The 21,267-nt window shown below is 67.6% G+C and carries 22 protein-coding genes and 1 other RNA gene; 14 read left to right on the plus strand and 9 right to left on the minus strand.

Translation table 11 applies throughout. The features are described 5' to 3' along the window. Positions 1-21 precede the first annotated feature (21 nt). From SLQ30_RS11305 to SLQ30_RS11320, 4 genes are all read left to right on the plus strand, one after another. Entirely contained in the window at positions 22-771 is a 750-nt protein-coding gene (locus SLQ30_RS11305) for a DUF1989 domain-containing protein (RefSeq protein ID WP_319446356.1), read from the plus strand. Beyond that, positions 768-1,394 (plus strand): urea amidolyase associated protein UAAP2, encoded by a 627-nt coding sequence (locus SLQ30_RS11310; RefSeq protein WP_319446357.1) that lies wholly within the window; start codon positions 768-770, stop codon positions 1,392-1,394. Before SLQ30_RS11305 ends, SLQ30_RS11310 begins: the two co-directional genes overlap by 4 nt. Next, the gene (locus SLQ30_RS11315) at positions 1,391-3,394 is read left to right on the plus strand and encodes a 5-oxoprolinase/urea amidolyase family protein (RefSeq protein WP_319446358.1); all 2,004 of its coding nucleotides are present in this window, start codon (positions 1,391-1,393) and stop codon (positions 3,392-3,394) included. The genes SLQ30_RS11310 and SLQ30_RS11315 overlap by 4 nt, the downstream gene beginning before the upstream one ends. A gap of 75 nt (positions 3,395-3,469) precedes the next feature. Beyond that, positions 3,470-4,984: a CYTH and CHAD domain-containing protein gene (locus SLQ30_RS11320; protein WP_319446359.1), complete on the plus strand. Its 1,515-nt coding sequence runs from the start codon at positions 3,470-3,472 to the stop codon at positions 4,982-4,984. Positions 4,985-4,991: 7 nt separating this feature from the next. Here SLQ30_RS11320 and rnpB read toward each other — a convergent pair. Then, positions 4,992-5,395, minus strand: an RNA gene (gene rnpB / locus SLQ30_RS11325) — RNase P RNA component class A. A 28-nt stretch (positions 5,396-5,423) separates the two neighbouring features. On the opposite strand from rnpB, the gene SLQ30_RS11330 reads away from it, so the two are divergent. Both SLQ30_RS11330 and SLQ30_RS11335 read left to right on the plus strand, forming a co-directional pair. Further along, positions 5,424-5,912 (plus strand): AraC family transcriptional regulator, encoded by a 489-nt coding sequence (locus SLQ30_RS11330; RefSeq protein WP_319446360.1) that lies wholly within the window; start codon positions 5,424-5,426, stop codon positions 5,910-5,912. A gap of 13 nt (positions 5,913-5,925) precedes the next feature. Next, the gene (locus SLQ30_RS11335) at positions 5,926-6,342 is read left to right on the plus strand and encodes a VOC family protein (RefSeq protein ID WP_413468009.1); all 417 of its coding nucleotides are present in this window, start codon (positions 5,926-5,928) and stop codon (positions 6,340-6,342) included. 73 nt (positions 6,343-6,415) lie between these two features. Here SLQ30_RS11335 and SLQ30_RS11340 read toward each other — a convergent pair whose 3' ends face one another. Both SLQ30_RS11340 and SLQ30_RS11345 read right to left on the minus strand, forming a co-directional pair. Next, positions 6,416-7,054, minus strand: a complete 639-nt coding sequence (locus SLQ30_RS11340; protein WP_319446362.1) for a class I SAM-dependent methyltransferase — start codon at positions 7,052-7,054, stop codon at positions 6,416-6,418. Further along, positions 7,041-8,018 carry an NAD(P)/FAD-dependent oxidoreductase gene (locus SLQ30_RS11345; RefSeq protein ID WP_319446363.1) on the minus strand — a complete coding sequence of 326 codons (978 nt, stop codon included), beginning with the start codon at positions 8,016-8,018 and terminating at the stop codon, positions 7,041-7,043. The genes SLQ30_RS11340 and SLQ30_RS11345 overlap by 14 nt, the downstream gene beginning before the upstream one ends. 47 nt (positions 8,019-8,065) lie before the next feature. Between SLQ30_RS11345 and SLQ30_RS11350 the strand changes: the two genes are divergently transcribed. Further along, positions 8,066-8,641 (plus strand): XRE family transcriptional regulator, encoded by a 576-nt coding sequence (locus SLQ30_RS11350; RefSeq protein ID WP_319446364.1) that lies wholly within the window; start codon positions 8,066-8,068, stop codon positions 8,639-8,641. 10 nt (positions 8,642-8,651) lie between these two features. Here SLQ30_RS11350 and SLQ30_RS11355 read toward each other — a convergent pair whose 3' ends face one another. Genes SLQ30_RS11355 through SLQ30_RS11365 form a run of 3 tightly spaced genes read right to left on the minus strand, consistent with a single transcriptional unit; the run spans position 8,652 to position 11,610 of the window. Further along, positions 8,652-9,755, minus strand: coding sequence for a bifunctional RNase H/acid phosphatase (locus SLQ30_RS11355; RefSeq protein ID WP_319446365.1), 1,104 nt, complete (start codon positions 9,753-9,755; stop codon positions 8,652-8,654). Further along, positions 9,752-10,489 (minus strand): zinc ribbon domain-containing protein, encoded by a 738-nt coding sequence (locus SLQ30_RS11360; RefSeq protein WP_319446366.1) that lies wholly within the window; start codon positions 10,487-10,489, stop codon positions 9,752-9,754. Before SLQ30_RS11360 ends, SLQ30_RS11355 begins: the two co-directional genes overlap by 4 nt. Beyond that, complete coding sequence (locus SLQ30_RS11365) at positions 10,486-11,610, minus strand: Nif3-like dinuclear metal center hexameric protein (protein ID WP_319446367.1); 1,125 nt, start codon at positions 11,608-11,610, stop codon at positions 10,486-10,488. Before SLQ30_RS11365 ends, SLQ30_RS11360 begins: the two co-directional genes overlap by 4 nt. Before the next feature lie 26 nt (positions 11,611-11,636). Here SLQ30_RS11365 and SLQ30_RS11370 point away from each other — a divergent pair, with 26 nt between their 5' ends. From SLQ30_RS11370 to SLQ30_RS11380, 3 genes are read left to right on the plus strand one after another with little or no spacing between them, the layout of a single operon-like run. Then, on the plus strand, positions 11,637-12,296 hold the full coding sequence (locus tag SLQ30_RS11370) for an HAD-IA family hydrolase (protein WP_319446368.1): 660 nt from the start codon (positions 11,637-11,639) through the stop codon (positions 12,294-12,296). Continuing rightward, on the plus strand, positions 12,289-12,825 hold the full coding sequence (locus SLQ30_RS11375) for a low molecular weight protein-tyrosine-phosphatase (protein ID WP_319446369.1): 537 nt from the start codon (positions 12,289-12,291) through the stop codon (positions 12,823-12,825). The genes SLQ30_RS11370 and SLQ30_RS11375 overlap by 8 nt, the downstream gene beginning before the upstream one ends. Then, positions 12,825-13,685, plus strand: coding sequence for an SURF1 family protein (locus SLQ30_RS11380; protein WP_319446370.1), 861 nt, complete (start codon positions 12,825-12,827; stop codon positions 13,683-13,685). The genes SLQ30_RS11375 and SLQ30_RS11380 overlap by 1 nt, the downstream gene beginning before the upstream one ends. Here the strand turns inward: SLQ30_RS11380 and SLQ30_RS11385 are convergent. Further along, a complete protein-coding gene (locus SLQ30_RS11385; protein ID WP_319446371.1) occupies positions 13,639-14,613 on the minus strand; it encodes a cobalamin biosynthesis protein in 975 nt (324 codons plus the stop codon). The two genes, SLQ30_RS11380 and SLQ30_RS11385, sit on opposite strands and share 47 nt — an antisense overlap. Before the next feature lie 36 nt (positions 14,614-14,649). On the opposite strand from SLQ30_RS11385, the gene SLQ30_RS11390 reads away from it, so the two are divergent. From SLQ30_RS11390 to SLQ30_RS11400, 3 genes are all read left to right on the plus strand, one after another. Beyond that, positions 14,650-15,477 (plus strand): oxygenase MpaB family protein, encoded by an 828-nt coding sequence (locus tag SLQ30_RS11390; protein WP_319446372.1) that lies wholly within the window; start codon positions 14,650-14,652, stop codon positions 15,475-15,477. A gap of 72 nt (positions 15,478-15,549) precedes the next feature. Then, positions 15,550-15,945 (plus strand): VOC family protein, encoded by a 396-nt coding sequence (locus SLQ30_RS11395; protein ID WP_319446373.1) that lies wholly within the window; start codon positions 15,550-15,552, stop codon positions 15,943-15,945. Positions 15,946-16,005: 60 nt separating this feature from the next. Next, entirely contained in the window at positions 16,006-17,166 is a 1,161-nt protein-coding gene (locus SLQ30_RS11400) for a serine/threonine-protein kinase (protein WP_319446374.1), read from the plus strand. Between the two features lie 8 nt (positions 17,167-17,174). On the opposite strand, the gene SLQ30_RS11405 is transcribed toward SLQ30_RS11400, so the two are convergent. Both SLQ30_RS11405 and SLQ30_RS11410 read right to left on the minus strand, forming a co-directional pair. Next, complete coding sequence (locus SLQ30_RS11405; RefSeq protein WP_319446375.1) at positions 17,175-18,494, minus strand: NtaA/DmoA family FMN-dependent monooxygenase; 1,320 nt, start codon at positions 18,492-18,494, stop codon at positions 17,175-17,177. Then, positions 18,491-19,834, minus strand: a complete 1,344-nt coding sequence (locus SLQ30_RS11410) for an NtaA/DmoA family FMN-dependent monooxygenase (protein ID WP_319446376.1) — start codon at positions 19,832-19,834, stop codon at positions 18,491-18,493. The genes SLQ30_RS11405 and SLQ30_RS11410 overlap by 4 nt, the downstream gene beginning before the upstream one ends. Positions 19,835-19,999: 165 nt before the next feature. Between SLQ30_RS11410 and SLQ30_RS11415 the strand changes: the two genes are divergently transcribed. Continuing rightward, entirely contained in the window at positions 20,000-21,208 is a 1,209-nt protein-coding gene (locus SLQ30_RS11415; protein ID WP_319446377.1) for an acyl-CoA dehydrogenase family protein, read from the plus strand. Positions 21,209-21,267: the final 59 nt, after the last annotated feature.

The following is a 21,267-nucleotide window of genomic DNA, read 5'->3' on the forward strand; positions in this document are numbered from 1 at the left end:
ACAGTTATGAGGAGATCGGACATGCCGAGTACCAATTCCACCGACGGCGCGCGGTCGCATGCGCGCGCGCAAGCGGCGACCACACAGCTACGGGCGCCATCGCTGCCGCCCGGCGTAACCGAGCCGACGTGGGCCGAGGCCATCCCCGCCGGCTCCTACGCCACGAAGGTGCTCGGACGCGGCACCCGACTGCGGTTGACGGACCCGGACGGCGGCGCGTGCGCACACGTGCTGCTGTTCCGCGCCGACGCATCGTGGGAGCGGCTCAACGTCGCCGACACCATGAAGGTGCCGTGGCAGGCCTACCTCGGGGCGGGGCACCCGCTGCTCTCCGATCAGGGCCGGTTGCTCGCCACCATCGTCGCCGACACGTCCGGCCACCATGACGCGCTGTGCGGCATGTCCGACACGGCCCGCGCCCAGATGTTGCTTGGAGTGCACAAGCACGGCATGGACATTCGCGACGTAGCGCCATCGCTTTCATTGCTCAAGGGCGCCCGCGTGGCCGACGACGGAGGCATCACGTACACCGGCGGCGCCGGCCCCGGCGCGGGAGTCGAACTGCTGCTTCACCTTCCGCTGGTCATCATCCTGGTGAACGCGCCGCATCCACTCGATCCCGCCCCCGCCGTCACCGATCTGGACGTGGTGGCCTGGCATGCCGACGACGATCCGACCGTCCCGGTGAATTCCGACCCCGAATACCTGCGCGCCCTGTTCAACACCGAAAGCACTTGGGCGGCAGCACTAGACAGTGAGGTAGCGAAATGACGACGCCCACCTTGGCCTCCGAGGAGATCGTGGCAGCGTGTGCACCGTGGTCGGCCGTCGTCAAGGCGGGGCAGCAGCTGCAGATCATCGACCTCTACGGCAACCAGGCCGTCGACACGCTCTTCTACGGATACGTCGACGGCAGGCCAGAGCCTGCCCTGCGCTACAGCGCGCAAGCCACCGTCGCCGCGCAACGCAACGTCTTCCTGACCACCGGCTCGGTCCTGCGCGCCGCGGACGGCACGGCGCTGGTGACGATCGTGGCCGACGAGGTGGGCAACCACGACACGATCGCGGGCGCCTGTTCCAAGGAGTCCAACACGCTGCGTTACGGACACCACACCGTGCACCAGCACGCGTGCGCCGAGAACTTCCTTGCCGAAGCGACCAAGTGGGGCATGGGAAAACGAGACATCGTCTCCAACGTCAACTTCTTCATGAACGTGCCAGTGGAGGCCGACGGCACCCTCGGCATCGTCGACGGGCGCTCAGCGCCAGGCAAGTCACTGACGCTGCGCGCCGAGGTCGACACGCTGGTCCTGGTGTCCAACTGCCCGCAGATCAACAACCCCTGCAACGGATTCGACCCCACGCCGGTCAAGATGGTGATCTCGTCGCGATGACGACCATCGAAGTGATGCGGCCCGGCATGCTGACCACCATCCAGGACTGGCCCGGCCGAGTTGGGTACTGGCACATCGGCGTTCCGCCGTCCGGACCCATGGACGACCTGAGCTTCCGCATCGGCAACCGGGTACTTGGCAACCCCGGAGGTGCGCCAGGACTCGAATGCACCAGGGGCGGGCTCGGTTTGTGCTTCCCCACCGGCGGCCGGGTATGCGTGACGGGCGCGCCCGTCACGGTGAGGATCGACGGAGTGACGGTCCCACAGTGGCAGTCGGTGAACGTGCCGCTCGGTGGTCTGCTCGAGATTGACATGCTCACCGGCCCAGGCATGCGATGCTACCTACTCGTTGCCGGAGGTCTGGTCGAGCCCGAATACCTGGGCAGTACGGCGACATTCACCCTCGGCCTGTTCGGCGGGCACGACGGCCGCCCGCTCCGCGAGGGCGACATCTTGTCAACAGGCGTCGACCAGGGGCCGCACGACCTTCGTCCCGACCGTGACGCAAGAGCCGCCATCGAGGAACAACCCAGCATTGGCCACCGATGGGAGCTCGCCGTCACCGAGGGCCCGCACGGGGCTCCCGAGTTCTTCACTCGTTCTGACATCGACACGCTCATCGGCACCGACTACGTCGTGCACTTCAACTCCGACCGCACCGGAGTGCGGCTCGCCGGACCGAAGCCGCAGTGGGCACGAACCGACGGCGGCGAAGCAGGCCTTCACCCGTCCAACATCCACGACAACGCCTACTGCGTTGGTGCCCTTGACTTCACGGGTGACACGCCGATCCTGCTCGGCCCCGACGGACCGAGCCTCGGCGGCTTCGTGTGCCCTGTCACCGTCGTCAGCGGTGACCGATGGAAGCTCGGTCAGATGGCGCCCGGCGACGCCGTGAGATTTGTCCCGATGCGCGCCGATCGCGCTCCATCGTCACGCTCCATCGACGTCGACCGGCGCGCATCGTTCCCGCTGGTGATCTCGACGTCGGGCGACGGTGATGACGGCGTGCTCGCGAGGTTCGCCACCGTCGACGGCACCGAAGTGACGCTGCGCAGAGCAGGTGACGGCGGCGTGCTGGTCGAGTACGGGCCGATGCTGCTCGACCTCGCGATGCGCGCCCGCGTCCACGTGCTGCACCAACACCTGCTGGCCCGCGACGTGGCGGGGCTCACCGAGCTCACGCCCGGCGTGCGTTCGCTGCAGGTTCAGTTCGACCCAGGCGCGCTGTCGATGGCCGAGGTCGTCGAACTGCTGGCAGGCATCGACGGTGAGCTGCCCGCATCCGATCACCTCGTCGTACCCAGTCGCACGGTTCGACTGCCACTGTCCTGGGACGATCCGGCCACCCACGAAGCCATTCAGCGCTACGTACACGGCGTCCGGTCCGACGCGCCGTGGTGCCCGGACAACATCGAGTTCATCCGTCGCATCAACGGGCTCGACGACGCGGGACAGGTACACGACATCGTGTTTGACGCCCAGTACCTGGTGCTGGGTCTCGGTGACGTCTATCTCGGCGCGCCCGTGGCCACTCCCCTGGATCCGCGACACCGACTCGTCACGACGAAGTACAACCCGGCCCGCACGTGGACACCCGAGAACGCCGTCGGAATCGGTGGCGCATATATGTGTATCTACGGCATGGAAGGTCCGGGTGGTTACCAGTTCGTCGGGCGCACCACGCAGGTGTGGAACCACTGTCATCCCAACGACGCCCGTTCGTTCGAGCCAGGGACGCCTTGGCTGCTCAGGTATTTCGACCGCATCGGCTTCTACCCGGTCAGCGCCGAGGAGCTCCTGCACCTGCGGGCCGAGATGGCCGCGGGACGTGGCGAAGTCGACATCGTCAACGGCGAGTTCTCGCTTGCCGGCTATCGGGATTTCCTCACCACGAATGACCAGAGCATCGCGGCATTCCGAGCCAAGCAGAGCGCCGCCTTCGCAGCCGAGCGTCACGCCTGGGACCTCGCCGGAGAGTTCCGGCGCGCCAGCTGAACCTGCCCGGGATGGCCGTTCACTTCGATGTGGCAACCTATTCACGCCACTGTGAACATCCGACTGAAGGCGAAGATGGCATCTGACAAGGAACCGTCCCGGCATACCGAGGTCGAACGCAAGTTCGCAGTGGTCGAGACAACCGTGTCCCCTTCCTTCGAGGGGTTGTCGTTGATCGGCCGAGTCGAGCGCTCGCCCCTCCAGCACCTGAACGCCGTGTACTTCGACACGTCCGAACATGACTTGGCCGCTCACCGCGTCACGTTGCGTCGCCGCACCGGCGGTCCGGACGCCGGATGGCATCTGAAGCTGCCTGCCGGGCCCGATGCCAGGACCGAGGTCCGGCTCCCGCTGGGCGAGGCATCCGGCGGGGTGCCCGAAGGACTCCGAGACGTCGTACTCGCGATCATCCGGCACCGACAGCTCGCGCCGGTGGCCCGCATCGAGACCACCCGAACCGTCGACTTGCTCTTCGGGCCGTCCGGCGTCGCACTCGCCGAGTTCTGCGACGACCAGGTGACGGCGATTGCGGGCGTCGACGGCGAGCCCCAGGGTTGGCGGGAATGGGAACTCGAACTCGTCGAGGGCATCGATTCCGACGCGGGGAAGCTGCTACTGGACCGGCTGGCCAATCGGCTACTCGACGCGGGCGCCGAGCCCGCGGGACACGGTTCGAAGCTGGCGCGAGTACTCGCCAATGCACGCGGTGATGCGCAGCCCGAAGCGGCCGAGTCGACCGACCCCGTACACCGTGCGATCGCCAGACACACCGAGGAACTGCTCGTCTGGGATCGCGCGGTGCGTGCGGACACATGGGATTCCGTGCATCAGATGCGGGTGGTGACGCGCAAGATCCGAAGCCTGCTGCGGGCGTCGGAGGATTCATTCGGCATCACCGACGACGCCTGGGTCTTGGAAGAGCTGCGGCTCTTGGCCGGAATCCTGGGCTCGGCGCGCGACGCCGAGGTGCTGGCCGAGCGCTACCAGCGTGCACTCGACGAACTGCCCCCTGACCTGGTGCGGGGTCCGGTGCGGGAGCGCCTCGTCGACGGGGCGAAGCGGCGCTATCAAGCCGGTTTGCGGCGCTCACTGACGGCGATGCGCTCGGAGCGCTACTTCCGGCTGCTCGATGCACTCGACGCCCTGGTCGCGGCCGAGCCGACGGCGTCGGCGGACGGCACCGAACGCGAGCCTGCCACGATCGAATATCCCTACCACCGCGTCCGCAAGGCCATGAAGAAGGCCCGTGTGGCCGCCGCCGATGTGGACCTCTCCGCGGCGCATCGCGACGAGACACTGCACAAGGTTCGCAAACGCGCCAAGCAACTTCGCTACACAGCGGCCGCATTGGGCGAGCCCGAAGTCGCCGAGCGCGCGAAAGCGGTCCAGGCGCTGCTCGGAGACCACCAGGACAGTGTCGTCAGTCGCGCGCACCTGTCGCAGGAGTCCATTGCCGCGCGTGACGCGAATGAGGACACGTTCACCTACGGTGTGCTGTTCGGCCAGGAAGCCGAGCTTGCCCTGCGGTCCGAAGAGCAACTCGGCGCCGCACTCAAGCGGCTGAAGAAGGCCGTCGAGAAGTCGGGCTAGCCGGGGGCGGACGAGTTGGCCTCTAAGCCGGATTCTGTTCCTCGTCACCATGACTGGCGGCGAAGCGGCGACCATCCATCTGGACACACCGTTGCCGGGTGCCTCGAGCGGCCTACCCGCAGGCTCGGGCGAGCAGCCCTCGGACGCCTGCGCAGCCGCAACCAGGTTGCGGCCTTCTTGGCCTTGCTTCGGGTGGGGTTTGCCTAGCCACTCCGGTCACCCGGAATGCTGGTGCGCTCTTACCGCACCGTTTCACCCTTACCCCCCGTGCCCGAAGGCTCGGGGGGCGGTCTGTTCTCTGTGGCACTTTCCCGCGAGTCACCTCGGATTGCCGTTAGCAATCACCCTGCTCTGTGAAGTCCGGACTTTCCTCGAACACCGTTAGGTGTCCGCGGCCGCCCGGCCAACTCGTCCGCGCGATCACCGTACTCTGATCTTCATGGCTCAGGTGCCACCGGCACGTTATCTGCTCCGCGCCAAGGACCTGGTCGACGCGCGATACGCCGAACAGCTGACCGTCGACGACCTCGCGGCGGCCGCCGGGTTGTCCCGTGCGCACTTCTCGCGCATGTTCAGCCGTACCTTCGGCGAGTCACCACGGGCGTACCTCCAGACCCGTCGCCTCGAGCGAGCGGCGGCGTTGCTCAGGTACACCGATCGCTCCGTCGCTGACATCTGCGTGATGGTCGGCCTCCAGAGCGTCGGGTCCTTCACCACGACTTTCGCCAGGGTGTACGGGCGGCCACCTGCGGCCTACCGAGCCGCCATGCCGCCCGCCGCTTCTCGCGCCAGGGTGCCGAGTTGCATCCTGGCGCGCGACACCCGACCCCTTCCCAGTCCCCGGGTCGCTGCGCTCGTGCCCGCCGGATCCGACAGTCGCGTCAAGACAGCACATCGGGAGAAGACGAGCGACGACGGCCGACCGTAGCGTCGGGCTCGTGATGAGAATTGGAAGCACCCACCTATGGGTTCATGATCAAGAAGTTGCGCTGAAGTTCTGGACCGAGAAGGTCGGCATGGAGGTCCGCGAAGACGTGTCCTTCCCCGAGGAAATGGGCGCCTTCCGGTGGCTCACCGTCGGGCCGCCGGGCCAGGATGACGTGAGCATCGTGCTGATGGCCGTTCCTGGTGAACCCCTCATGGACGAGGACACCCGCAAGCAGGTCCTCGACCTGACGGCGAAGGGCTTCGCGGGCACGGTGTTCCTGATCACCGACGACGTCCAGGCGACCTACGAGGAACTCACCGCGCGTGGCGTCGACTACAACGAGCCACCCAACCAGATGCCCTACGGGATCGACTCGGGCTTCCGGGACCCGTCGGGCAACAGCGTTCGGTTGACGCAGCTCAATCCGTAGGCAATACCCGCGAGCGGGAATCTCACGACGTCTGCCCGTGAATTTCGTCGTGAGATCCCCACTCGGCGCGCCATCACCCGCGTCGACGCAGCACCATCAGATTGTCCCGCCACGTGAACGGCTGACCGTCCGGATCGATGCCCGCCCTTTCCACCACCTCGACGCGCACCTGATCCCATTCGGCGGCGGGCAGGTTCAACTCGGCCAGCACCTCCTGGGCACTCGGGAACGGGTGATCGTGCGGAACCTTCTTCGAAAATGGCGGCGGTGCCGCGTGATCGACGATGACGAGCAGCCCGCCCGGTGCGATGGTCCGCGCCGCGTTGCGCAGGATCTGCGGCCGCTCCAAGCGCACGGTGGAGTGAAGAAACTGCGCCGAGACGAGGTCGAACACCCCATCGGGAAAGCTGTCGGACAGGTCGTGGTGCTGAAAGTCAATGCGGTCCAACACACCTCGCGCCTCGGCCTCCTTCGCGGCGCGAGCCAGGGCAGTCTCCGACACGTCGACGGCCATCACCTGCCAGCCCCGTTCGGCCAGCCAGACCGCGTCTCCGCCTTCGCCGCAACCGAGGTCGAGTGCCCTGCCCGGTGTCAGTTCGGCAGCCACCGAAGCGAGTTGGACGTTGACCCGACCGCTCCAGATGCGTTCCCGCTCGCCGTAGTGCTGTTCCCAATACTCCTGGGCGGTTCCGCCCGATTCATGCGAGTGCATCTGCATCCTCCCTTTCCATGGGCCACGGTGGCACCGGCAGCCCGAAGTCATCGGCGAGCAAGCTCTGGACGACGGCCGCTGCCGCCATGGACCCTCCGGCGATCGCGGCGGCGACCTGCGGCAGCTGCGCACTGAGGTCACCTGCCGCGAACACTCCCGGCACCGACGTGCGATGGAACGCATCGACTTTCACGGCGTCCTCGGAAACCGGATTGAGTGGCGCCGTTTCGACGCCGAGGCTAGCCGCCAAGCCGGACCGTTGATGCAGCGACGAGGCGACCAGCACGCCGCGGCGCGCCAGCCTGCCACCGTCGGTGAACGCGACGGCCGTCAATTCGCCTGCATTCGAGACGAACTCGGCGACGGTGCGCTCGTCGACCCCGACGCCGGCAGCAGTCAATTGACCATGCTGGGTGGCGTCGATCGGGTCGCCATTGGTGAGCACGACGACGTCGTCGGTCCAGCCGCGAAGCATGAGCGCCATGTGCACGGCCCTGTCCCCGCTCGCGAGCACGGCAAGGGGCTGATCGCGCATCTCCCAACCGTGACAGAACGGGCAGTGGAACGCCGAACTCCCCCACAGTTCGGCAAGGCCGGGGAGCCGCGGCATCCGGTACTCCATGCCCGAAGCCAACAGCACGCGCCGCGTGCGCTCATGGGTACCGTCGGCCAGCGTGAGTACGAAGCCTGCGCCACCGGAACCATCCCGATCACCCCGCACCACCTCGCCGTGACGGACCTCTACGGTCGGATACTCGGCGAGTTCCTCACGGCCAGTTTCGTACAACTGCGCAGGCGGTCGTCCATCGTGACCGAGCAGCCCTCCGATGCCGTGCGCAGCCAGGTTACTTTGAGCCCCCGCGTCGACCACCAGCACGCGACGCCTGGCCCGCCCCAACACCAGTGCGGCACTCAGACCCGCTGCGCCACCTCCGACGACGATGCAATCCCATTCGGTATCCATGTCACCCACCTTGCCGACCAAGTTGGAATCTGCCAACATCTTTTGCTATGGAGGCAAAACCAACCGACGACGTCGATCTTCGGGTCAGGCGACGACTGCGCGAGTTGCGCACGCAACGCGGCCTGACTCTCGACGAGGTCGCCACCAAGGCAGACATCGACGTCTCGACATTGAGTCGGCTGGAATCCGGTAAGCGACGGCTGGCCCTGGACCACCTGCCGCGGCTGGCGTCGGCGCTCTCGGTGAGTACCGATGAACTGCTCCGCGCCCCGGAGGCCGAGGACCCGCGGGTGAAAGGCAGTTCTCACACCGCAAACGGCGTCACCTACTGGCCGCTGACCCGCAGTGGGCCCGCAGGCGGCCTGCACGCGTTCAAGATTCGCGTCAGCACCCGTCGCCGCACCCCGCCGGACCCGTTGCCCGTGCACGATGGCCAGGAGTGGCTCTACGTGCTGTCCGGACGCATGCGCCTGCTCCTTGGCGATCGCGACTTCGTCATCAAACCCGGTGAGGCGGTGGAGTTCTCGACGTGGACACCGCACTGGTTCGGCGCGGTCGACGGCCCCGCCGAGGCCATCGCCATCTTCGGGCCGCACGGCGAACGGTTCCACGTGCAGACCTGACGCACGGCCGTTAGTCGAGCCCGTCCAGGTACGCCGTCTGGTTGACCAGCCGCACCGACGCAAGGCCGTCCGGGTAGAACTCGGCGATCGACAGGGCGGCAAGGTCGAGGTGCAGGCGGTACAAGATGCTGTTCCCCGCGTCCAGCGCGAGCCGCAGGATAGTCTTGATGGGCGTCACATGGGACACCACCAGCACCGTCGCGTCGCCATATTCGGCCACGATCCGGTTGCGCGCGCGTCGCACGCGATGTGCGACGGTATCGAAGCTCTCGCCGTCGGGCGGCGACTGGCTGGTATCGCGCAGCCATTTGCCGTGAAGTTCGCGGTCCCGCTCGGCGGCCTCGCCGAAGGTCAGGCCTTCCCACGCGCCGAAATCGGTCTCGATCAGGTCGTCGTCGACGATGACGTCGAGGCCAAGTTTCTTGGCGGCCGCGGTCGCAGTGTCGTAGGCCCGTTGCAGTGGCGAACTGATCACCGCTGCGATACCCCCCTTGTCGGCGAGGTAATTCGCCGCGGCGTCCGCTTGACGACGACCGAGTTCGGTCAGCGCCGGGTTGCCGCGCCCGGAGTACCGCCGCTGGACGGACAGCTCCGTCTGCCCGTGACGTAGCAGCAAGAACCGCGTCGGCGCGCCGCGGGCACCCGTCCAGGCGGTCGGAGAAGTCTGTGCCGCAGCAGGTTTCGTTGACTCGTCGACCTCATCGGCTTCCGACTTCGCGGCGTCCATGGCCTCGTTGGCCAGCCGGTCGGCATGAGAGTTCTTGGCCCGCGGAATCCACGCATAGGTGACGCGGTCGAACCCAGCCGCGAGCCCGCTGGCCCGCTCGTGAAGCGGGACCATGTCGGGATGCTTGACGCGCCACCGCCCCGTCATCTGCTCGATCACCAGCTTCGAATCCATCGAGACCGCAACCTCGGTCGCGCCGACGTCGGCCGCCGCTTCGAGTCCCGCGATGAGGCCGCGGTATTCAGCCACGTTGTTGGTGGCCGTGCCGATGGACGCCTTGCGTTCGGCAAGTACGGTGTCGCGTTCGGCCGACCAGACCACCGCGCCGAATCCCGCGGATCCCGGATTTCCTCGCGAGCCACCATCGGCCTCGACCACGACCCTCACAGTCCGGAGTCCTTGAGCCGCAGCAAGATTGCCCCACACTCTGGACAACGCAGCACGTCGTCGGATGGCGCGGCGGAGATCCGGGACAGTTCGCCCCTGTCGATCTCGATTCTGCAGGCCCCACACCGTCGGCCCTGCAGGAGCCCGGCACCGATGCCGCCCTTGGCCCGCACGCGTTCGTAGAGGGCCAACAGATCGGCATCGATCGCGGCCGTCAACTGGTCGCGCCGAGATGCCCCGCGATGCTTCTCCTGTTCGATCACGACGCGGGCCTCGTCGAGGGTGGCCTGCACGGCGGAGTGCTCGGACTGCAGTTCGTCGATGCGGATCAGCTGCGCATTCTGCTCTTCGGCCACCTGTTCGCGCCGCTCCATGACCTCGAGCAGCGAATCCTCCAGGCTGGATTGGCGACGTTCCAAGGTCTCCAACTCGTGCTGTAGTTCGACCAGTTGTTTGTGGTCGGTCTGCCCGCCCGCGAGCAAGCCACGGTCCCGATCCTCGCGCTGACGCACCCCGTCGACCTCGGCCTCGAACTTGACCACCTGGCCGTCGAGATCATCGAGCGCAAGGCCGAGCACCGCCAGCCGGTCGTTTGCCTCCCGCTGCTCCTCGCCGATGGCATCCAACCGCTGCTGCTCGGGCAGATGCGTGACTCGGTGCGTCAACCGGAGCAATTCGGCGTCGAGCTCGGTGAGTTCGAGTATCGAACGTTGTTGTGCGACTTCTGCCTTCATACTTCTCTTTCCAGGTTCCATGGATCGGTTCGAACCGAGCTGACGTGCACGGGTAGGGCCTCCCCGAAGTGCTGTGCCAACAGTCGCGCGGCTTGCACGCACCACGGTTGTTCGCTCGCCCAATGAGCGACGTCGACCAACGCGACCTCGCTTCCGCGTCGGAATTCATCGGCGGGGTGATGGCGCAGGTCGGCCGTCAGGTAGGCCTGCACACCCGCCGACGAAACGGCCTCGAGCAGTGAGTCGCCCGCTCCCCCACACAGCGCCACCCGCGACACCGTCGCAGCTGGATCGCCTGCGGCGCGGACTCCCCACGAAGTGCGCGGTAGCCCGTCGGCGACGCGGGAGACGAAGGCCGACAACGGCTCCGGAGTCGGTAGGGAACAGATTCTCCCGATGCCGACGTCCGACGGCATCGCGGCGAACTCCAAGACGTTGAACGCGGGCTCCTCGTAGGGGTGGGCGTTGCGCAGTGCCGCCAGCACCTCGGCGCGCAACCGGGTCGGCGCGACGAGCTCGATGCGTTGTTCGGGCACTCGTTCGACCGCTCCGACGCTGCCGATGGCGGGGTTGGCGCCCGCGTGAGGGAGAAACTGGCCGGTGCCGTCGGTCGACCAGCAGCAGTGCGAATAGTCGCCGACGTGCCCAGCGCCCGCCGCGAAGAGCGCCTCGCGTACGGCGTCCGCGTGCTCGTGCGGTACGTAGACCACCCACTTCTCGAGGGCAGGTCCGCTTGACCCGGGGGCCAGTACCGCCTCGACGGTCAGACCCAGCGCATCGGCCAGCGCATCGGACACCCCAGGCGAGGCCGCGTCGGCGTTGGTGTGCGCGGTGAACAGGGCACTGCCGCCGCGGATCAGTCGATGCAGCAGGGCACCCTTGGGGGTATCGGCAGAGACGCTGTCGACCCCACGCAGCAGAAGCGGATGGTGCGCCAGCAGCAATCCGCGCTCGGGAACGCCGGCGACGACGGCGGCGGTGGCGTCGACGGCGATCGTCACCGACTCGACGGCGTCGGCGGGATCGCCACACACCAGCCCGACCGAGTCCCAGTCCGCGGCGAGCTGGGGCGGGTACGCCGCGTCCAGGACGTCGATGACGTCAGCCAATCGCGCGCTCATGCCCGCCGCCTGAGACTTGCCACTACATGACAGTAGACAATGGAACGGTGAGCCCCGACCTAGTGATCTTCGACCTGGACGGCACGCTGACCGATTCCGCCGACGGAATCGTCTCCAGCTTCCGTCACGCGCTGGGTGAGATCGGGGCGCCCGTGCCCGAAGGTGACCTGTCCCGCAAGCTCGTCGGGCCGCCGATGCACCACACGTTGAGTGCGATGGGCCTTGGCGACCGGGCCGACGAGGCGATTGCCGCCTACCGGGCCGACTACACCACCCGCGGCTGGGCGATGAACAGCCTGTTCGACGGAATTCCCGACCTCTTGGCCGACCTGCGGGCTGCCGGGGTGCGGCTGGCGGTGGCCACGTCGAAGGCCGAGCCGACCGCGCGGCGGATCATCGAGCACTTCGGGCTCGACCAGCACTTCGAAGTGATCGCGGGCGCCAGCGTCGACGGTGTGCGCGCGTCGAAGGCCGACGTTGTGGCACACGCCCTCGCGCAGCTGGAGCCCATCCCGGCCGTCGTACTGATGGTCGGCGACCGTGCGCACGACGTCGAAGGCGCCTCGGCGCACGGCATCGACACCGTCGTCGTCGAGTGGGGTTACGGCGCAGACGATTTCGGCGGGCCTGACGCGGTGAAGAGCGTGGCGACCGTGGCGGAGCTGCGGGAGGTGCTTGGTGTCTGATCGGCGGGCAGGAGCGCAGCGACCCGGGGAATCTGTAGCCGATCCGCTGCACGTGACGTTCGTCTGTTCGGGCAACATCTGCCGGTCCCCGATGGCCGAGAAGATGTTCGCCCACCAACTGTCCGAACGGGGCCTCACGGGCCTGGTGCGGGTGACCAGCGCGGGCACGGGTAGCTGGCACGCGGGTGAGCCCGCCCACCAACTCACGACCCACGTGTTGCGCGACCACGGGTATCCGACGTCGCACCGCGCCTCGCACCTCGATGACGACCACATGGCCGCCGACATGGTCATCGCGATGGGGCGCAACCACGTGCGGATCCTGCGCGACCTTGGCGTAGCTGCGGCCCGGGTGCGCATGATGCGCTCATTCGATCCGCATTCGGCCGCGCATCCACTGGACGTCGAGGATCCGTACTACGGCACGGTCGACGACTACGAGGAGACCTACGCCGTCATCGAGGCCTCGTTGCCCGGATTGCACGACTGGGTCGACGAGCAACTCGCAGCCCGAGGAATCGCCAGCTGATGCCTGCTCCACTCCCCGGTCGCTTCGCTCCTGCCCTCCGGCGCTTCGCGTTCCTGCTCCGCCCCCAATGGCTGGCGCTCTACGTCATCGTGATCGCGTTCGCCTATCTCTGCTTCACGGTGCTGGCCCCGTGGCAACTTGGCAAGAACACCAAGACGACGCGCGAGAACGCACAGATCACCAGCTCGCTGTCGGCCGCTCCCGTTCCGGTGACGACGTATCTGCCACACCAGGATTCGACGGCGCCCGACGCTGCGTGGCGTCGGGTGACGGCCACCGGCAAATACCTCCCAGAAGGCCAGGTGCTCGCGCGCCTTCGGGTGATCGAAGGCGATCCCGCATACGAAGTGTTGATGCCGTTCGCCGTCGACGGCGGCCCGACGGTGCTCGTCGACCGGGGCTACGTGAAGCCGACGACGGGCAACAAGGTGCCGGCGTTCGGCCCGCCTCCGACGGGCACGGTCACCATCACCGCGCGGCTACGGGATCCCGAGCAGGTGCCCGCTGGAAAGAACCCGTTGCGCGAAGACGGGGTGCAGCAGGTCTATGCGATCAATCCCGGCCAGATCGCCGCGTTGACCGGGGTGCCGTTGGCGGGCTCCTATCTTCAGCTCGTCGACGACCAACCCGGCGGTCTCGGCGCGATCGGACTACCCCACCTCGACGGGGGCCCGTTCCTGTCGTACGGCATCCAGTGGATCGCGTTCGGGATCATCGCTCCCATCGGCGTCGGCTACTTCGTGTTAGCCGAGCTCAAGGCCAGGCGGCGCGAGCGCAAGCCGGCGACGTCGGCGACGGAGCCACCCGCCCCGGTCACGACTGAGGAGCGCCTGGCCGACCGCTACGGCAAGCGGCGCTGACGGCCACCGCGGCGACGGCCGCGAGCACCTGCACCGCCCGCGACAAGGTCACCGAACGGCCGAGGTCGGCGACCTCGGGCACGCGCCCGTCGCCGAGCGTGGGGCGTAGCTCCGTGCGATGCGCGTACCGCGTCGGTCCGCCCAGCCGTACGTCGAGGGCACCGGCGAAGGCCGCCTCCGCCACGCCCGCGTTGGGGCTCGGATGGCGGGCCGCGTCACGTCGCCAGGCCGTCACCGTCGCCCCGGCGGAGCCGCCGACCGCGGGCGCGCACACGGCCACCAGCAACCCGGTGGCCCTGGCCGGAACGTAGTTCAGTACATCGTCGAATCTGGCTGCGGCCCAACCGAACCGCTCGTAGCGCGGAGACCGGTGGCCGATCATCGCATCGAGGGTGTTCGCGCCACGGTAGACCAGCAACCCGGGCACACCGCCGAGCATCCCCCACCACAGCGGGGCAACCTGCGCATCGGAGGTGTTCTCGGCCACCGACTCGAGGGCCGCCCTGGTCAAGCCCGCGGGGTCCAATGCGCTGGGTTCCCGTCCGCACAGCGACGGCAGCAGTGCGCGCGCGCCGTCGACGTCGTCGGCCTCGAGCAGGCGGGTCATCTGCTCGCCCGTGCGTGCCAGCGAGGTACCCCCGAGCGCGACGAAGGTCGCTGCGGCGGTGACCGCGGCCGTCGCGGCGGCACCACGCTTGGCGGCGGTGCGCTCCGCCCCGATCCCCGCCGCCCCCAGCAGGCCGAGCAACACCGTCGTATGCAGGACGCCTGCCCCCTTGGCGTCGGAATACGTGAGCCGCTCCACGGCGGACGCACCGCGACCGAATAGGGCGACGGGGTGTCCGCGGCGCGGGTCACCGAGGGCTCGGTCGGCGAGCCAACCCAGTGCGAGTCCGGCCGCCCGGCCCCGAGATGTCTGCCCAAACACTTCGGCAGCGTCTCACGAGGTGGTGTACTCGATCCCATGAGGCTTGGGCCACCCAAGCGGCCGACGCGCGTCGTCGATCTGCTGAATCCGGCCGCGGCGCTGCTGCCTGCGGCCAACGTGATCATGCAACTCGCCTCGCCCGGCGTCGGGTACGGAGTGCTGGAGAGCCCCGTCGACAGCGGCAACGTCTACAAGCACCCGTTCAAGCGCGCCCGCACCACGGGCACGTATCTGGCCGCCGCCACGTACGGCACGGACGGCGACCGCGCCCTCATCCGCGCCGAGGTCGACAGGGTGCACGCCCTGGTGCGCTCGAACGCGACAAGCCCGGTGGCGTATCACGCATTCGACCCCGCCCTGCAGCTATGGGTGGCCGCATGTCTCTATCGGTACTACGTCGACATGCACGAGTTTCTCTACGGGCCGCTCGACGACGAGGCCGCGGACGCCGTCTACGAGGACGCCAAGACACTCGGGACCACCCTTCAGGTGCGGGACGGGATGTGGCCTGCCGACCGCGCGGCGTTCGACGAGTACTGGAAGCGGTCGCTGGATCAGCTGCGCATCGATCCGCCGGTGCGCAAGCATCTTCACGGCGTCGCGACCGTGGCTTTCCTGCCCGCACCCCTGCGGCTGCTCGCGGGCGGCTTCAATCTGTTCGCGACGACGGGCTTCCTGCCCGCCGAGTTTCGCGAGCACATGCACTTGCCGTGGACCGGTAGCCAGCAGCGGCGGTTCGACTGGCTGCTGTCCGGCTTGCGGGTCGCCGACCGCGTCATCCCGCACGAAGCCTGGCTGTTCGGATACCAGCTGTACCTGTGGGACATGCGCGCCAGGGCACGTCGCGGGAGGCGGGTCGTCTAGCCCCCCAGTGAACCGAACCGACGCCACGAACGTGGTTGAACCGAACGAACTACCGACAGCGAGGATCAGACGATGACCATTTCCGCCCTCAATCACGTCGCGGTGACCGTGCGCGACATCGCCGTCAGCGGTCCGTGGTACGAAGCCCTGATCGGGGCGCCTCCGCTGCTCGACGAGCACACCGACGGGGGCTTCCGGCACCTGGTGTGGGCGCTGCCCGACGGCAACCTGTTCGGGATCCATCAGCACGACCGAAGTGCGCCCGACGGGGAGTTCACCGAGTTCCACGTCGGGCTCGACCATGTCGGGTTCGGCTGTGCGAGCCGCGCCGAACTCGAGCAGCAGCAGGCCAGGCTCGAGGGGCTCGGCGTCGCCCATGGCGGCATCGTCGACGCGCACTACGGCTCCGGACTGAGTTTCCGGGACCCCGATGGCGTGGCGTTGGAGTTCTTCGCACCGCCGGCCTGATTCGTCCTTCGCTGGCCTGGTTCGAAGGGGCGCCCTCCCTAGAGGTTTACCGTGGACGCCGTGTCGACTGGAGATGTGCTCTGCGGGCGTTATGCGCTGCGCGGCGTCCTCGGTCGTGGCGGGATGGCCGAGGTCCGCGACGGTTGGGACAACCGACTCGGCCGCCCAGTAGCCGTCAAGCTGCTTCACCAGGGTTTGGCGGCCGACGCCGAAAGCCGTCGACGCTTCGAGGCCGAAGCACGCGCGGCCGCCGCGTTAAGTCATCCGAACATCGTCGCCGTGCACGACACCGGAGAGCACCGCGGCGCCCCGTTCATCGTGATGGAGCGGCTACCTGGCAACACGCTCGCCGACCTGATCGCTCGCGGTCCACTCGCTCAACCCGTGATGCGCGGCGTGCTGGCAGAGGTGCTTGCAGCGTTGGCGGCAGCGCACCGAGTCGGAATCCTGCACCGTGACATCAAGCCCGGCAACATTTTGTTCACCTCGACCGGGATGGCCAAGCTCGCCGACTTCGGCATCGCCAAGACCGCCGAGACCAATCACACCGTTGCCGGCCAAATCGTTGGCACCGTGGCCTATCTCAGCCCTGATCGGCTGGCGGGCCGACCGGCGACGCCGGCCGATGACGTGTATGCCGTCGGCGCGGTCGGTTACGAAGCCCTGACCGGGCGTCGGGCCTTCCCTCAAGACACCCTGGGCTCCTTGTCTCACGCGATCATGACGCAGCGGCCCCCGGCGTTGGCTGCGCTGCGTCCTGACATCGACCCGGATTTGGGGGCGCTGATCGAGTGCGCGCTGGCGCCCAACGCACAGTGGCGGTTCGACAGCGCCGACGCCATGAACGCCGCACTGGCCGCCGGAAGCCGACGACCATTCGGAGTGCGGCCGTCCACGATGGTGCTGACCTCCCCCGTGCCACCGTTGCCTCAACCAGACGGGGGCGGAACTCACGGGCGCAGGCCGGCGATGAGCCGATCGAAACGGGTGACCATGCTGGCGCTCGCGCTGGTGGCCATCGTCATCACCGCGGCAGCCTTCATCGCGGACTCGTGGACGCACCCTGTACCTGCGCCTGTCACACCGCCCACGAACACCACCGCTTCGAGCACTGCTACCCCGGCCAGTGCCGTGCCGGCGCCGCCCAGCACTGCCCCGCTCGCGCCGCCCGCAGAACCACCCAAGAAGCACGGCCACGGAAAGGGCCACAACAAAGGCTGAGCGTTCGGCTAACGAGCGCCCACCGGGACGGGCAGCCCCAGATGACCGCGCAGCGTGGTGGACTCGTATTCCTTGCGAAAGATGCCGCGGCGCTGCAACTCCGGAACCAAATGGTCGACGATGAGGTCGAGCCCGACGGGATAGAAGTCGTGGTTGAGATTGAACCCGTCGGCCGCACCCCCGGTGAAGAACGCCTCCATTTCGTCGGCAACCTGCTCTGGCGTGCCGACCAGCATGCGGTGCCCGCCGCCGGCGATGTGCCGGTCGAGCAGGGTTCGCACCGTCAGGTCCTCAGCGCGGGCGGCCTGCAGCACGGAATTGGCGAACCCGAAACTCGTCGGTTTCCATTCCGGCGCGTTGATCAGCTCCCACGGCAGTTGCCGGTCCAGCTGGAGGCTGTCCACCGGCACGCCGATCTGCTTGGCCAGTGACACCAGCGAGTCGACGTTGTCGGTGTTGAGGCTTTCGAGCTCGTCGCGACGCTCACGCGCCTCGGCCTCGGTGCTCCCGAGCACCGGCCACAGTCCCGGCAGGATGAGCACCTCATCGGGGTTGCGGCCGTACACATCTCGCGCCCGGGCCTTCACCTTTTTGGCGAACTCCTTGCCCTGCGCCAGGTTGTGCTCGGCGCAGAACACCGCGTCGGCGTGCTTCGCGGCCAGGTCGATGCCCTGCTCGGACGCGCCGGCCTGCAGCACGACGGGGTGACCCTGCGGGGAGCGCGGCACCTGGTACCAGGTGTTCACCTTGAGGTGCTTGCCGACGTAGTCGACTTCGCGAACCTTCGAAAGGTCGGTCAGCTCACCGGTTTCCTTGTCGCCGACCAGTGCCTCCGGGTCCCACGACTGCCACAGCTCCTTGATCACCGCGATCGCCTCGTCCGCGCGGCCATAGCGGGTGTCGTAGTCGGGATGGGCATCGAGCCCGAATTGGGCGCCGGCCCGGGTCGACTGCGTGGTCACGACGTTGATCGCGGCCCGGCCGCCGGACACCAGATCGAGCGAGGACGCCAGCCGAGCGATGTGGTAGGGGTGGCGGTAGGTCGACGACACCGTCGCCACCAAGCCGACGTGCGTGGTCGCTCGGGCCACCGCGGTCAGCACGATGAACGGGTCAATTGCGTTCCAGGGCTTGGTGAAATCCTGCTGCCCGAAGCCGAGGGTCTCGGCGAGGAACACCCCGTCGAGCAGACCGCGCTCGGCGGTCCGGCCGAGGTTCTCCCATTCGCCGATGTCGATGAAGCCGAGCGGGTCCTCGCGCAGGCGCCAGCCGCCAGGCGCGCGCCCTAGCGCGTTGGCGTTGACGTTGAGATGCAGTTGGCGAGTCATTGGCAGTCTCCTGATCGGGCCGTGACGGCGTGCCGCGCGTCGAGCTCGAGCGGCGGCAGGCCGTAATGGCCTCGCAGCGTGGTGGATTCGTATTCCTTGCGGAAGATCCCCCGGCGTTGCAACTCGGGCACCAGGTGATCGGCGACCTGCTCGAGACCGGAGGGGAAGATGTCGAAGTTGACGTTGAAGCCGTCGGCCGCGCGTTGGGTGAACCAGACCTCGATCTCGTCGGCGACCTGTTCGGGCGTACCGACGATGGCGTTCTGGGCGTTCGCCCGACGCTCCAGTAGCTGGCGCACCGTGAGATTGTCCCGGCGAGCCACCGACAACACGGCATTGGCGCTGCCGACACTGCGCGGCCCCCACTGAGGTGACTCGAAGAAGTCCCATGGCAAGGTCTTGTCCAAGTCCAGCAAGGCAATTGGGACACCGACCAGAGTGGCCAGTGCGTCCACTGCGGCGGCGTCCACCACGACGGGGCCGACCAGTTCGGCACGGCGCGCTTTGGCTTCGGCCTCGGTGCTGCCGAGCGTGATGTTCAGGCCGGGCAGAACTAACAACTCGTCTGGGTTGCGGCCGTGGGCGGCCGCACGGGCTTTGAGGTTGCGGTAGAACGCCTGAGCGGTCGGCACCGTATTCGCCGCACAGAACACGGCGTCCGCGTGCGTTGCGGCCAACTCGATGCCTAGCGGCGACGCGCCGGCCTGGACGATGACCGGCCGCCCCTGCACGGACCGTGGCAATTGAAACCGCGCATGGAAGCCGACGTGCTTGCCGTCGAAGTCCACGGCAGGCACCCCTCCGTCGGACACCAACTCACCCGTCGAAGGGTCGGCGACCAGAGCGTCTGGACTCCAGGAGTCCCAGAGCTGTTTGACGGCGATCAGTACTTCTTCGGCGCGCCCGTATCGGTATTCGCGATCAGGTAACGGCCCCCGTCCGTACAGGGCCGCCGCGGCGTCCTCACCGGACGTGACGATGTTGACCGCAGCCCGGCCACCAGAGGCGATGTCGAGCGTCGCGGCACGACGTGCGACGTCCCAGGGCTGATAGAAGGTCGCCGAGAGCGTCGCAACCACACCGACGTGTGTGGTTGCGCGGGCCACGGCGGTCTGCAGCATAAGTGGGTCGAAGGCGTGCCACGGCTTGCTGAAGTCGGTGGCACCCAGGTGGTCGGCCAGGAATACGGCGTCGAGCAGGCCGCGTTCGGCGATCTGTCCGAGCTTCTCCCAGGAGTCGAAGTCGAGGAACCACGTCGGCGGATCGCTATGCCGCCAGCTGTTCACCGGCTTCGCGAGTCCATTGCCGTTGACGTTGAGGTGCAAGAGCCGTTCTGCCACCACACCATCCTTGGCGGCACCGTCGGGCGAATGAAGAGGAAACGGCTACAGGTTCCACCAAGCGGATCTTGGCAGTCCCTCTGACGCGACAGTTAAGCGCAGGCGCACCTAGTCGTTAGCTGAACCTCGTTGATTCGGCCCGCTGAGGGACTGAGACTGGGACCGATGACCGAACTTGCCGAAGTCAGCACCGCCGTCACCTACGGTTCACCGCAACTGCGGGAGCTGATCGATTACATCGCCGACGGGGCCATCGGCCGCGACGAACATGACGAGCTGCCCTTCGACGCGGTCGAAGCTGTCAAGCGGGCCCGACTCGGAGCGATCCGGCTGCCCGTCGAAAAGGGCGGCGGCGGTGCATCGCTGGTGGAGGTCTACAAGCTCTTCATCGAGCTCGGCGCGGCGGACTCCAACGTGGCGCACATCGTGCGCAGTCACTTCGGCGTCGTGGAGAACCTGCTGCGGAGCACACGTCCCGAGGACGCGCAGTGGCTGGAGCGCGTCGCCCAAGGTGAGCTGATCGGTTCGGCGTCAACCGAACTGAGCGCGAAGGCCGGCGCCACCGACTTCCCGTACCAGACGGCGATCACCCGGACCCCGGATGGCCTGCGCCTGAACGGGACCAAGCACTACACCACCGGCAGCCTGTACATGGACTGGCTGATCGTCGGGGTGACCGACGTCGACGGTGACAAAGCGGAGGTGATCATCCCGACCGATCGCCCCGGCGTGGTACGCATCAACGACTGGACCGGTTTCGGTCAACGCTTCACCGGCAGCGGCACAGTAACTTTCGACAATGTCGCGATCAGTCCCGAGGACTACTTCGTCAAGGGCGCGTTCACTCGTGACGGCTTGACCTACCGCGCCACGTTCTTCCACATCCAGCTCACCGCGATGATCGCGGGCATCCTGCGGCGGGTAGCCAGCGATGCCGTCGAGCAGGTCCGCGGTAAGAAGCGGGCGTTCTACCACGCCATCGCCGACACCCCGGCCGACGACCCGATCGTCCAATACAGCGTCGGACTGCTGCACAGCCAGGCCTTCGCGGCCGAGGCCATGGTGCTCGCCGCAGGCGCCGCCTTGGCAGAGGCGTACGCAGCCGCAGGCACCCCCGAGGAGCCCGAACTCTCGCTGCAGGCAACGCTACTCAACGCCAAGGCGAAGGTCGTCATCGACGAACTCGCCAACCGCGCGGCCTCGGAACTGTTCGACGTCGGCGGCGGATCACTGGTGCATCGCAGCAAGCACCTCGACCGGCACTGGCGAAACATCCGCTCGATCGCGGCGCACAACCCGAAGACGCTCAAGGCGGTCGCGGTCGGCAACTACGCACTCAATGGAACACCGCCGCCGAACCAGGGCTTCTTCTAGCTAGCCACATGACCGCCTTCACCCATCGCGTCACACTGCGCGCCTCCCCGCCCGACGGG

The organism is Mycobacterium sp. RTGN4, from assembly GCF_033804635.1.
Lineage (GTDB): Bacteria > Actinomycetota > Actinomycetes > Mycobacteriales > Mycobacteriaceae > Mycobacterium.